Origin of the sequence: Roseibium limicola, assembly GCF_017313085.1 — a bacterium.
Lineage (GTDB): Bacteria > Pseudomonadota > Alphaproteobacteria > Rhizobiales > Stappiaceae > Roseibium > Roseibium limicola.
In genome coordinates this window covers 569,042-581,045 of the sequence record NZ_JAFLNF010000003.1, presented here as the reverse complement: position 1 = coordinate 581,045, position 12,004 = coordinate 569,042, and the positions used below count along the sequence as shown (strand labels likewise).

The 12,004-nt window shown below is 58.7% G+C and carries 12 protein-coding genes; 5 read left to right on the top strand and 7 right to left on the bottom strand.

All coding sequences use genetic code 11. The features are described 5' to 3' along the window. Positions 1-205 precede the first annotated feature (205 nt). The 6 genes from J0X15_RS09835 to ygfZ form a co-directional block, all read right to left on the bottom strand. Positions 206-802, bottom strand: coding sequence for a HupE/UreJ family protein (locus J0X15_RS09835; RefSeq protein ID WP_206940152.1), 597 nt, complete (start codon positions 800-802; stop codon positions 206-208). 223 nt (positions 803-1,025) lie between these two features. Further along, complete coding sequence (locus tag J0X15_RS09830; protein ID WP_231710343.1) at positions 1,026-2,198, bottom strand: cell wall hydrolase; 1,173 nt, start codon at positions 2,196-2,198, stop codon at positions 1,026-1,028. Between the two features lie 277 nt (positions 2,199-2,475). Continuing rightward, complete coding sequence (locus J0X15_RS09825; RefSeq protein WP_408015337.1) at positions 2,476-3,462, bottom strand: NUDIX hydrolase; 987 nt, start codon at positions 3,460-3,462, stop codon at positions 2,476-2,478. Further along, positions 3,459-3,995 carry a tyrosine phosphatase family protein gene (locus J0X15_RS09820; RefSeq protein WP_206940146.1) on the bottom strand — a complete coding sequence of 179 codons (537 nt, stop codon included), beginning with the start codon at positions 3,993-3,995 and terminating at the stop codon, positions 3,459-3,461. The genes J0X15_RS09825 and J0X15_RS09820 overlap by 4 nt, the downstream gene beginning before the upstream one ends. 82 nt (positions 3,996-4,077) lie before the next feature. Then, a complete protein-coding gene (locus J0X15_RS09815) occupies positions 4,078-4,728 on the bottom strand; it encodes a YfbR-like 5'-deoxynucleotidase (RefSeq protein ID WP_209015209.1) in 651 nt (216 codons plus the stop codon). Positions 4,729-4,780: 52 nt separating this feature from the next. Further along, positions 4,781-5,665, bottom strand: coding sequence for a CAF17-like 4Fe-4S cluster assembly/insertion protein YgfZ (gene ygfZ, locus J0X15_RS09810; RefSeq protein ID WP_206940144.1), 885 nt, complete (start codon positions 5,663-5,665; stop codon positions 4,781-4,783). A 172-nt stretch (positions 5,666-5,837) separates the two neighbouring features. On the opposite strand from ygfZ, the gene J0X15_RS09805 reads away from it, so the two are divergent. Both J0X15_RS09805 and J0X15_RS09800 read left to right on the top strand, forming a co-directional pair. Then, positions 5,838-7,172 (top strand): dihydroorotase, encoded by a 1,335-nt coding sequence (locus tag J0X15_RS09805; RefSeq protein WP_206940142.1) that lies wholly within the window; start codon positions 5,838-5,840, stop codon positions 7,170-7,172. 248 nt (positions 7,173-7,420) lie between these two features. Next, a complete protein-coding gene (locus J0X15_RS09800; RefSeq protein WP_206940140.1) occupies positions 7,421-7,843 on the top strand; it encodes a VOC family protein in 423 nt (140 codons plus the stop codon). A gap of 39 nt (positions 7,844-7,882) precedes the next feature. Here the strand turns inward: J0X15_RS09800 and J0X15_RS09795 are convergent, their stop codons facing one another. Beyond that, positions 7,883-8,086: a DUF2061 domain-containing protein gene (locus J0X15_RS09795; protein ID WP_206940139.1), complete on the bottom strand. Its 204-nt coding sequence runs from the start codon at positions 8,084-8,086 to the stop codon at positions 7,883-7,885. A 184-nt stretch (positions 8,087-8,270) separates the two neighbouring features. Between J0X15_RS09795 and J0X15_RS09790 the strand changes: the two genes are divergently transcribed. From J0X15_RS09790 to J0X15_RS09780, 3 genes are all read left to right on the top strand, one after another. Then, positions 8,271-9,065 carry a helix-turn-helix domain-containing protein gene (locus tag J0X15_RS09790; protein ID WP_231710342.1) on the top strand — a complete coding sequence of 265 codons (795 nt, stop codon included), beginning with the start codon at positions 8,271-8,273 and terminating at the stop codon, positions 9,063-9,065. Between the two features lie 203 nt (positions 9,066-9,268). Continuing rightward, positions 9,269-10,579, top strand: a complete 1,311-nt coding sequence (locus J0X15_RS09785) for a L,D-transpeptidase family protein (protein ID WP_209015208.1) — start codon at positions 9,269-9,271, stop codon at positions 10,577-10,579. A 147-nt stretch (positions 10,580-10,726) separates the two neighbouring features. Beyond that, on the top strand, positions 10,727-11,998 hold the full coding sequence (locus J0X15_RS09780) for a DUF3419 family protein (protein WP_206940135.1): 1,272 nt from the start codon (positions 10,727-10,729) through the stop codon (positions 11,996-11,998). The last annotated feature ends 6 nt before the right edge of the window (positions 11,999-12,004 follow it).

Sequence of the window (12,004 nt, the reverse complement as noted above, 5' to 3'; positions counted from 1 at the left end):
CTGCCGCCGCCCAAAACATCAAGAAGATCGCTATGGCCCTCACCAAAGCCCACGAACAAGCCCCCGCGTGACACAGGCAAGCCCGCAAAAAACAAACCCATAAACGCGGACAATCGCCACAAAACAAAAATTCAAAAAACAAACCCGCCGGAAATCGACGGGTTTGTCAGCAGTCTGAGGCGCCCGGAGGCGCCTTTTCTGAGTGCTATCCGGCGGTCGCCAGATAAAGCCCGCCAAGGGTGGTCGCCACGCCAAGGAAACGGATCGCACGTTCGCCTTTTTGCGTTGTCGGGCCGAGGCCGATCTTCGCACCATAACCAAACAGAACGCCGCAAGCATGCAGTACGGCGGTCGCCACCAGAAAGCCAAAGGCAAACGCGAGCTGACCTGCCGTTCCGATCTCTCCTCCATGGGCGTGGCCATGAAACAACCCAAAGGCGGCGCAAACCGCCGCTCCGGCAAAGACGGGAAGGCGCAGAGCCAGGGCAACGACTGCCCCCAAAACGACAACGGAGAACAGAATGATCGGCTCGACGGCAGGCAGTGCAACGCCGACGAGGGACAGCAAGTAGCCAGAAACCATGCCAAGAACGAAGCCCGTTGGCAGAAACCAGATGGCTCTCCCGCCAATCAATGCGGCCCAGAGGCCGACAGAAAGCATGGCAAGGACATGATCCAACCCGAAAATCGGATGGCTCAATCCAGCGGCAAAGGAGCCATGAGCGGCTGGGTCGAGATGGGCGAAAGCAGGGGAGGCAGAAAGTAGTGCGAAGAGTGTCAGCACTGCACGAAGGTATGTCATCAAGGATCCTCTGAAATGAGTCGATCTGGCACCCCGGAATGGGTCGTACCTTGGGCCAAATGGCGATTTTTCGCATGAGCTGTCAACGCAAACTGCGCCGGCGACAGGACAAATCTGCTGAAGATGCAAAAAAGCCGGCGCGGGGACTGGCCCGCCCGGCTGATTGCTATCGAAGAATACGCCTATGACACTTGCCCTCGCGAGACAATGATGCGTTTGAAACTCAGTTCCAGCCGCCCGCATAGGTCTTGTAGAAGATATGCTGACCAACCTGACCACGGCGAGCCATGGACTTTGCCCAACGTGGCTTCACGTAGGTCGCGTGGTAGTGTGTCGAAGCATCGACCATTTTCAGATATTGCTTTCCGCCGGTGACTTCTTCGGCAAGCCGCTTGGCCAGCTTCCACGAGGCTGGCTGTGAAATCCGGTCGCGAATGCCGTCGCAGGCAAAGGAGAACTGGCAGCGGTTACGCTTCTGCTTGTTCTGGTAGACGACACCGCAGATGGAGTTGGGGTAGGACGGGTTCTTCACCCGGTTCAACACCACCTGAGCAACGGCGACCTGGCCTTCTTCGACTTCACCACGGGCCTCAAAGTAGATGGCTTCTGCCAGGCACTTCTGTTCCTTCGCTGAATAAGCAGAGGCCGGAAGAGGTTTCTGAGCCCACCAATGCGGATTTTCCGGGTCTTCGGGCGGCGGCAGTTCCTGTTCGTATTTAGCAGCACCAAAGAGCGCATCGAACGGGCCTTGGGTATGCGCCAGGGTGTCAGGGGCATAGGCGGACACAAGGGAAAAGCTTGCGGCGGCAGCGTTGCGGGCCATCATTACGCGTTGAACATCAACCGGATGCGGCTCTGTCAGCTCCCCGACCATGCGACCAGGCTCCAAAGGCTGCAGCGGGGAATAGGGGCGAGCCTTGACGAAAGCCACCTTCGGCAGGTCGCCGGAGGTGTCCTCATCGAGAATGCTGCCCATCGCAAAGACGGCACCTGATGCCATGTCGACCATCTGACGGTCAGGAGCCATGGTGATCAAGCGGTCTGCCTTGACCGACCTGTTCACGTCGATGATGTCGGGAACCACTTGCGGGCGGCTTTCCTTCAGAACATCCTTCAGTCCGTAGATCGGCTGGCGGTCGGCGCCCTTTGCGTTGGAAGTCAACGTCATCACCGGACCGTTGTTGTCCACCGGTGTCTTGGCACTGGCCAAGGCAAGGGAAGGGGAAAAGCTGGTGGTAAAATGAGCCGGTTCCAGCGTCATCATCCAGCGCGGAGTTTCAGTCTTCTGGGCGGCCAGCAGGCTGACGATATCCTGGGGCCCTATGGCGCCGGTCAGGGTCAGGAACGCCAGTGGCGCGACCAGACCAATGCGCTTGAGGCGCCGCGCGAGGCGCAAGCTGCCGTCAATCCGTCGGATTTTTGATGGGGACCGTCTTGTAGACGCAGGGGTACGCGGGCCAGACATTACGCAGCCAACTCCAACTCAATTCACGGATCCGGAACAACACCGGACAAACACCGCTGGCACGTCTCAGGACGAGAACATTGAGGTTGAGAGTGACAACTTAACCTTGAGAGAGAGTTAATGCGCGGAATATTGGCGTATTTCCCTGCGTTACTTACATGTGGAGTGAGCTGTTATGGTTAAGGCCGGGCGGATATTTTCCGGCAGTTCAACGCCCTCCGACCCTCAGTCCGAGCCCAGGGCGTTCCTTCAAGAGCTCTCGTCGGAACCGGAAGAGCGCTGCCGGACGTCCGCCGGTTGCCGTTGAAGTTGCCCCGGTCGGCTCGACCAGGTTAGCAGTCTCCACCAGTCTGCGGAAATTCTGTTTGTGCAGGTGCCTGCCTGAAATTGCCTCCACCGACGCCTGCAGATCGGTCAGTGTGAAGGTCCAGGGCATCAGCTCGAAGATGACCGGACGATACTTCAGCTTGGCACGCAGCCGCGAGATGGCCGTAGCGAGAATGCGGCGATGGTCGTGGCGCATGGCGCGGCCAAGTCGTGGCAGGCTTTGGCGCGCCAGTGCCGCCGGGCGCCCGTCCCGCAGGGCTTCCTCCATCAGACCGGCCTCGTAAAGAAGTTCGTAGCGCTCCAGGGCTCTTTCCTCATCCCACCGTGTTTCGTCGGCACCGAAGGCCAGCTTCAGCCGTTCTTCACGGGTCAGTGCGCGGGGTGGAGTGTCTTCAGCCGGCTCTTCATCGGCCCAGGCTTGCAAGGCCGGAAGAAGGGTTTGATCGAGGATCTCCGGGCGTCCTTTACGCCAGTCTTCCCAGGGGAAATACTCGTACCAGGATCGCCAGGAGGAGTGATGTCGGGACAGGACGTTCTGTGAATCGTCCGATTGCCGTGTGAGCGCCAGATAGCCAACGGACACGACATGCGGATCTTCGTCTTCCCGCTGACGGTGGCGCCCCCGGTCGCCGAAGGTGTAGAGCTGCTCGACATAGCCCAGACGCAAGGCTGTCTGGTTTTCCACCCACGCCCGCAGGCCAATCTCGAAGGTGCGGTGATGCAGGGGATCGAAAGGCCCGAACGGCAGGCTGTCCGGCTGACGGCTGGAAGGGTCGCCGACCTGGACAATCGCCGGGACCTTGTCGGCGACTGCGACAATCACGGCGTTCAGACCGATTTCGAGGGTGGTGGCCGATTTGTTCATCAGGAGGCGGAGGCCTCCTCATTGCCAGCATAGCTCAGCGGCATCTGGAAGGGTGTGCCCTCAAAGGCATCTTCTCCACGACCAATTCGACGTACGGCGTCGATCATTCTGCCGTTGCGTCCCAGCAACTTGTCAGCAATGGCGACCAACCGTCCGTTGGGGGTCGCAGAGGGGGCTTGCTGGCGCAGGGTCTGTGCAATCAGGGCTTCGTCGGTGTCGGGGTTGAGCACACAAGCCGCAATATAGGCCCCAGCGGTCGAGCGGCTGATGCCAGCCCAGCAGTGAATGATAAGCGGCTCATCGCGTGGCCAATCCGCAATGAACTCCACCAGCTGTGCGACATGCGCTTCGCCAGGCGGCAACAAGCCGTCTACCGGGTTGACGATGTCATTGAAGCCCAGAATCAGGTGGTTTTCAGGAGCAACACCGGTCGGGGTCGGCACAGCCATGTCGGCATTGATCAGGGTGATGATATGCCGGGCCTGGACCCGTTGTGCCGTGTCCGGCAATTTGGAAAGAGAGCAGACGTAGATCATGGGATGGGGCGAGGCCTGAGTGCGGGTGATTTGGGTGTTTAACCAAATCTTAACCTGCCTGGACCGGTGCCGTCACCCGGTCTTAACTGACAAGGCGAGGGGTTTTCCCCGGTTGCTGCAATGCGTCGATTTCTTCAAACCGGCTCAGAAATTTGGCTTGCGCTTCAGAGGCCGGAAGGGGCGCCAGTCCTAGCCGGGTTGGTACGGTCGCATTCGGTCCGAAGGGCCTCGGTTTGCCAAAGATCTTGTTGGCTTCTTCCGGTGCGAAGCCGGCCAGCTCGATGGCCTCGTAATAGGCGCAGATGATGTCGGCACGCTTGGCAAGCTTTTTGATCGTCAGCGGAATTTCCGCCGGCAGCGAGAATCTCAGGTGGATCGCTGCCTGCAACCGGGCTTCCACCGTCTTGTAGGCGCCGCCGATCACCGCTTTGAACGGTGAAATCATGTCGCCGATGACATACTCAGGGGCATCGTGCAGCAGGACAGCCATTTGCCATTTTGGTGGCAGGTCCGGCTTCAGCTGGCGGGCCAGCTCTTCCACCACCAGAGAATGCTCGGCGACGGAAAATGCATGATCGCCCGAAGTCTGGCCATTCCAGCGTGCAACTCGGGCCAGTCCATGCGCAATGTCTGAAATTTCGACATCGAGCGGCGAGGGATCCAGCAGGTTAAGGCGTCGGCCGGAGAGCATGCGCTGCCACGCACGCGGCTGGTCGGTAAGGTCGGCAGGCATATCACCTCGGCAACTGGAGAGACGTCGAAGCCCGTGAAAGAGCTTGAGCGTTTTAAGCGCTTTCGGGTCCGTCCGGCCAGTCGAATTTTGCCCAGCTGGGGAGCACAAGCTCAACCGTTGCCTCTTGGCACGTGAAGGCTTGGCCCTTGCTGCGCGCCGCTTGCGCCTTGTCAAGACGCACCAGCGCGATGCCCTCGGAGCCGGCCGAAGACCTGAGTTCACCCACAGATTTTCCATCTGCAAGGATAGGTGATCCGGTTTCTGGAAGCTCGCTTGCGCCGGTGATACGGATCATCCGTTTGCGTGCGGTCCCGCGATGTTGCATGCGGGAAACGACTTCCTGGCCAACATAACAGCCTTTGGTGAAGGACACGCCTTGCAGTTGATCCATGTCGGCGTCATGCGGAAATATGTCGGAATAGGCATAGTCGGTCATGCTTTCAGGCACGCCGAGGCTAATGCGGTGTGCCTGATAGGCGGAAGCGTCTGCCGCTGTAGCGCCTGTTGTCTGCAAGGCAGATGGAAGCATATCCGATGGTCCGTAATGCCGTTGACCGAGGTCGGTCAAGCGCGGATCGGTAACGTTGAGAAGCGCGTCCGGCGCCAGAGGCTCTCCGCCGAAACTGACCGCGACGCTCCAGTTCTCCAGGGCCTCAAGCTCGACCTTCGCCCGCAGACGATAAAACGTCAGTCGCTTCAGCAGGTCGGCAGCAATCTCCGCAGGGGCATCGATCAAATAGGCTGTCTCGTGACGAAGAATAAGGAAGTCGAAGAAGATCTTGCCCTGAGGCGTCAGAAGTGCGCCAAAACCTGCGCCTGTTTCATCGACCTTTTCCAGATCACAAGTCACGAGGTTCTGCAAAAAGGCATGCGCTGCCTCGCCGCCGGCACGAAGCAGCGCACGAGAGGGAAGAAGGCAAAAGGCAGAAGCGGACATGGTCGGGACCTGACGTTGGCGCGAGGGTGTTATCTGCCAGATAAGCGGCTCTTGCCTGCATGGCAAGGGTCGGAAAAGGCCTTGCGGGCGGTTGGCAAGGCTGGCTCTCGTTTGGCAGCAAGGCTATAAGCGCCTGAACAGCAGACTTTACCAGCGGAACGGAGTGCAACCGGTGCTACAGACCTTCGACGTCATCCTCAAGAACGGAACCTTGGTCAATCAGGATGGGGAAGGGCTGCGCGATGTCGGCATCCGCGATGGCCGCATTGCGGGCATCGGCTCTTTCGATGCCGGCCAGGCTGGCGAAGTTGTCGATTGCACTGGCCTTCACATTCTCCCCGGTGTGATGGACACACAGGTTCATTTTCGCGAGCCGGGGCTCGACCACAAAGAAGATCTGGAAAGCGGATCGCGCGCGGCTGTCATGGGCGGTGTCACCACCGTTTTTGAAATGCCCAACACCAATCCTCTGACGACAACGCCGGAAACCCTTGCCGACAAGGTGTCGCGCGGTCACCACCGCATGCACAGTGATTTTGCCTTCTGGGTCGGTGGCACCCGGGACAACGTCAAGGACATTCCCGAGTTGGAGCGCCTTCCAGGTGCTGCCGGGATCAAGGTCTTCATGGGCTCTTCCACGGGCGACTTGCTGGTGGAAGATGACAAGGGAGTGCGCGAAATTCTCTCGGCGACCCGTCGGCGCGCCGCATTCCATTCCGAAGACGAATTCCGTCTGCGCGAACGTCAGGGCGAGCGGATCGAGAACGACCCGCGCTCGCACCCGATCTGGCGCGATGAAATTGCAGCTCTCCAATGCACACAGCGCCTGGTGTCGATTGCACGTGAGGTCGGAGCGAAGATCCACATTCTGCATCTCTCGACCGCAGAAGAAGTGGATTTTCTGATCGACTTCAAGGACGTGGCCTCGATCGAAGTAACACCGCATCATCTGACCCTGACCGACGAAGCCTATGAGCGGTTGGGAACTCTGGTGCAGATGAATCCGCCAGTGCGCGCGCCGCGTCACTCCGAGCGGCTGTGGTGGGGCCTGAGCCAGGGCATTCTGGATATCTTCGGGTCGGATCATGCGCCGCACCTGCTGGAAGAAAAGCAGAAGCCTTATCCGGCTTCGCCCTCCGGCATGACCGGGGTTCAGACGCTGGTTCCGATCATGCTCGACCATATCAATGCAGGCCGGTTGTCGCTAGCGCGCTTTGTTGACATGACCTCTGCCGGTCCTGCGCGGCTGTTCCAGACGGCCCGCAAGGGACGTGTCGCGGTGGGCTACGATGCGGATTTCACCATCGTCGACATGAAGCGCAAGGAAACCATCCGTAACCAATGGATCGCCTCCAAATGTGGCTGGAGCCCTTACGATGGCAAGGAAGTCACCGGCTGGCCGGTCGGCACATTCGTGCGCGGCCAGCAGGTCATGTGGGACGGTGAGTTGACAACGCCATCACAGGGTGAGGCGGTGCTGTTCCAGGACGGCCTGCCGCGCAGCTGACACAAGGCCTGAACTTTCGGGGACATCGGAGCAGTACACCTTGTGTGCTGCCATGCGATACGGCAGGATCAGCACCGTCTAAAAAGGAGAGGCCGGTGCGGTTAGCCCGGCCCCCGCACGCGCGGGTCCTGGTCCCTGGCTGTGACATTTTTCTTCAGCACCTCGTTGCGAAGAAGACTCATGGCATTGTGCCCCATGGCCTTCAGCATCGGTGCAATGTCGCGTCGGTGAACATGAGAGGTCTGGGTATGCAACAACTAATGTCGGCAATCACACTGGGCGTGAGCGATCTTGTCCGTGCAAAACGCTTTTATCAGGGAGGCTTTGGCTGGGCGTCAGTGTTTGAGAATGAAGAAATTGCCTTCTATCAAATGAACGGGTTTGTCCTGGGCACGTTTCTCAAGCCTTCCTTTGCACAGGATATGAAGCGCCCGGCATTCCAACCGGATGGCGCCTATGCCCTAGCGCATAATGTGCCGGAAAAGGGGGGCGTCGTGCCTGTGATGGACAAACTGATCAGTGCTGGAGGGAGCCTTTTGCGGGCGGCAGATGCGCCCCCGCATGGCGGCTTCCGGGGATATGTCGCCGACCCGGACGGTCATGCCTGGGAAATTGCCTGGAATCCGTCCTGGCCCACCGATGCAAATGGCTATGTGACATTCGGCGTCTAGAAGAACAGTGAGGGGAGGGCACAAAAGCTCTCCTCTTTTTTATCCGCTCTTGCCCCAGTGCACTTTGTTCCAGAGTTTTTCGTGAACGAAGAAAAAGCAGAAGCCGGTCAGGGATGCGGTGAGCGAAAGGGACAGTGCAGACAGCAGAGATCCGGTGTGCGGATAGCTCAGGCCCGTCATGGTAAGAATGCCCATGATTTGCCACGTGACGGACTTTGCGAATGTGCGGCGCGTCGTCTCCACAATCAGAACCTCCTAAGCTATGAAAAACCTACCCCTCTATAGGATGAAGCTGCTTGCCGCGGGAATTATGTGTTTGCGCAGTTAAAAGTAATGGTTGTTGATAAAAAACACCAAGGGTGATTAAATCATCCACATGGATAAAAGAGACCGCGCCGAGATTTTTCGTACCCGCCTGGCTGAGGCCATGTCCCGCCGTGATATGAGCCGCAGCTCCATGGCCCGGATCTGCGGGGTTGATCGGTCAACTGTTGCCCAGCTTCTGTCTGACGGCGAGGCGCGGCTTCCAAATGCGCATCTGGCGGCTGCCTGCGCGGAGGCGCTCAGCGTCAGCTCCGACTGGCTGCTCGGTTTGACCGAGCGGAGCGAGACAGCTGCCGACTTGCTGGCATCGTCTTTCCGCATCACTGAGGCGGAACGAACCTTTGCCGACACCAAAATCGATGCCTGGCACCGTGAGGCCTCCGGTTACAAGATCCGTCACGTCCCGACCACCTTGCCCGACATTCTCAAGACCGATGCGGTGTTCGAGTTCGAGTATGGATCATTTCGCGACAAGACGCCGGATCAGGCGATTTCCTCCATGCGGGCGCGTGCCGAATGGTTGCGACGTCCTGGCTCAGATTATGAGATCTGTTGTTCCTGGGAATATGTGGAGAGCCTGGCACGCGGCGAGGGCTATTGGCGCGGCATGAGCGCTGAAGTACGCAAGGAGCAACTGCTGCATATGGCGGGCCACTGCCAGGAGCTCTATCCCTCGCTTCGGCTTTATCTTTACGACCCGAAGGTGGTCTTCTCAGCTCCGGTGACAATCTTCGGCCCGCTGCTCGCCGTTGTCTATATCGGCTCGCAATATCTGATTTTTCGCGAAAATCGCCAGGTTCGGGCAATGACCGATCACTTTGATCAGTTGGTGCGCGACAGCGATGGCGACGCAAGGTCTGTCGCCGGCACGCTGGAAAGCCTGGCAGCAGGCATCTGAGCCTACGCGACGTGACGCCCAGCTTGAGACGTTAATGAAGTCTTAATGTGTGATCTATGCAACAGTCTTGAGGTCAAACCTCGGCTAGAGTGCCTATAGGTAAAGTTGAGAGATTGGTAACCTTATCTCTAAACCTAAAATACACACGAGGGGTTTAATCCTTTTTCGAGCTATCTGGGGTTTTGCGTACAAGGGGCTCGCCCATGCAGATTTTTAATAAACGATTTGAGGCTGAAATCGCCTCACAAGCAGTGGTGCCTCTGACGGACCATGAGATGAAACCTTCGCGATCAGGCCATGGCCTTCTCCGCGCCGGTGCCGGTTTGTTTGCTATTGTCTGCCTGGCGGTTGCGTCGGTGCCTGCCGAAGCGGCAGGTACGAAAACGGCGTCCTTGCCGTCTGCCGAAAAGGCAACCCGCGAGGCGGAGCTTGCTCCGCTGCAGATGATGGTCTCGCTGAAAGCGCAGAAAATCGACGTCTACCGCGGAACCGAGCTGTTAAGCTCTTCGCCGATCTCTTCGGGACAGAATGGCCACCGGACGCCAACCGGTGTTTTCTCAATCCTGGAAAAGCGGCGTCGGCACTTCTCCAATATCTACAATAATGCGCCAATGCCTTACATGCAGCGGCTCACCTGGTCGGGCATTGCTCTGCATCAGGGACGGTTGCCGGGCTATCCGGCGTCCCACGGCTGTATCCGCATGCCCAAGGCCTTTGCCATGGACCTGTTCGGCCTGACCCAGCGGGGCATGCATGTTGTGGTGACCCAGGATCAGGTGGCACCACGGGTGATCCATCATCCGATCCTGCCGCAGCCAGGCGGATTGACGCGGGAAGTCGCAAGCCTGTCGGCGGCGACCATTGCGGCAGATCCAGCCCTGCGTGGAACGCTGCTGCCGGAAGGGGCGGATACAGAGTTGTCTGCGGGCGCCACGCCGAACCCGGATTTCGATCTTCCCTTGCGCATGATCGTCACGCCGCTAAAGCCGGAGAACAAGACCCAGACCCTGCAGCGTCTGCTCAATCAGATGGGCTTCAACGCGGGCTATGTTGACGGTGTTGCCGGCAAGCGTACACGTGCTGCCATCAGCCTCTATCAAGAGGGCGCCGACCTTCCCGTCACCGGACAGATCACAGATAGCCTTGTGAAGTCGGTCTATGCTGCTGCGGGTTTTGAAAAGCCGAAGAATGCCATGTTGCGCATTCGCCGCAAATTCAAGGACCTCTACGAAGCGGAAGTCACCTTACGGGATCCGGAAAAGGCCATCGGCACCCATGTGTTCACCGCCCTGGGGTTCCAGGAAGGCGACCGTTCGGTGGAGTGGATGACAGTTCCGGCAGAAGGCGAAACCCTTGCCTCGGCCGACGAAGTTCTGAGCCGTCTCGACATTGATGATACGGTCTCCCGGGATCTGGCCCGCATGTTGACGCCGGGCAGCTCGCTGATCGTCACCGACCGGTCTTTTGCCCGGAACACCGGTCTTGGAACCGACTTTGTTGTCGTCACTCGCTAGGTTGGCAGTCTGATTGAATTGGTTAAGCCCCCGGTTTCGGGGGCTTATCTGTTTGCGCGGCTACGTGTTGACCATGCGTCACCAAACTGTCGCGCGACTCCCGTAATCGACTATGCAGCCCATCTGTATGGTCTGCGGGAGAGATCAATGACACCAAGTTCCCTGGAAGCCTCTAAGTCGCGCCTCAAGTCAGCCGTCCACCGCTCCAGTGCGGCAAGCGGCGACGGCATGTTGGAACGTCTCTTCACCTTTGCCTTCAAGGGGCTTGTCTACCCACAGATCTGGGAGGACCCGGATGTGGACATGCAAGCCCTGCAGCTGGGGTCGAAGTCGCGGATGGTTGCCATCGCCTCAGGCGGCTGCAACGTCATGTCCTACCTGACAGCGGATCCGGAACAGATCACCGCAGTCGATCTCAATCGTGCCCACGTTGCGCTGGGTCGGTTGAAGTTGCTGGCCGCCAAGCGCCTGCCCAATTACGACGCGTTCTACAGGTTCTTCGGTGAAGCCGACGAGAAGGCCAATATTGCGGCTTACAACCGCTTTCTGCGCGATGAGCTGGATGCTGAGAGCCGTGCCTATTGGGAAGGCCGGGATCTCGTGGGCTGGGGGCGGCGTCGGATCTCGTTGTTCTCCCGTGATCTCTACCATCATGGCCTGCTGGGATATTGTATCGGCGCAGGACATCTCGTTGCCCGTCTCTACGGCATTGATCCACGCAACATTACCAAATCGACGTCGCTTGCGGATCAGCGCAGTTTCTTCGACACGGCCCTGGCGCCATTGTTCGACAAGCGCATGGTGCGCTGGGCGACCTCCAAGAAGATGTCGCTCTACGGCCTGGGTATTCCACCGGCACAATATGATGCGCTGGTCTCGGCCAGTGCAGAGGGCGATATGTCTGCCGTCTTGCGTCAACGGTTGGAAAAACTGGCTTGTAACTTTTCGCTTCAGGACAACTATTTCGCCTGGCAAGCCTTCACTCGTGGATACGCTCCTGTTGGCGAGAGTTTCGGTGAAAGCTCCGGTCCGGCTGGTCCTCTGCCACCTTATCTGAAGCGCGAACATTATGAGACGATCCGCGATCGTGCCGATCGGGTTCAGGTGATCAACCGCAATTTCGCCGAGCACTTGCAGTCGTGTGAAGATGGCAGTCTCGATGCTTATGTTCTGCTGGACGCTCAGGACTGGATGACGGACGCTCAGCTCAATACGCTGTGGGCAGAAATAACCCGCACTGCCAGGACCGGCGCACGGGTGGTGTTCCGCACCGCAGCCGAGCCGACCTTGCTTCCGGGCCGCGTGGAGGACGAGATTTTGAACCGCTGGACCTATGAGGCGGAAGAGAGCTTGCGCCTCGGCAATGCGGATCGCTCGTCGATCTATGGTGGGTTCCACCTGTATGTCTTCAATGGTTGACGAAGG

Excerpts from the sequence above, each read along its gene's own strand:
- J0X15_RS09835 (WP_206940152.1), bottom strand. The coding sequence starts at position 802 with ATGACATACCTTCGTGCAGTGCTGACACTCTTCGCACTACTTTCTGCC.
- J0X15_RS09820 (WP_206940146.1), bottom strand. The coding sequence starts at position 3,995 with ATGATCTACGTCTGCTCTCTTTCCAAATTGCCGGACACGGCACAACGG.
- J0X15_RS09815 (WP_209015209.1), bottom strand. The coding sequence starts at position 4,728 with ATGCCTGCCGACCTTACCGACCAGCCGCGTGCGTGGCAGCGCATGCTC.
- ygfZ (WP_206940144.1), bottom strand. The coding sequence starts at position 5,665 with ATGTCCGCTTCTGCCTTTTGCCTTCTTCCCTCTCGTGCGCTGCTTCGT.
- J0X15_RS09800 (WP_206940140.1), top strand. The coding sequence starts at position 7,421 with ATGCAACAACTAATGTCGGCAATCACACTGGGCGTGAGCGATCTTGTC.
- J0X15_RS09790 (WP_231710342.1), top strand. The coding sequence starts at position 8,271 with ATGTCCCGCCGTGATATGAGCCGCAGCTCCATGGCCCGGATCTGCGGG.
- J0X15_RS09785 (WP_209015208.1), top strand. The coding sequence starts at position 9,269 with ATGCAGATTTTTAATAAACGATTTGAGGCTGAAATCGCCTCACAAGCA.
- J0X15_RS09780 (WP_206940135.1), top strand. The coding sequence starts at position 10,727 with ATGACACCAAGTTCCCTGGAAGCCTCTAAGTCGCGCCTCAAGTCAGCC.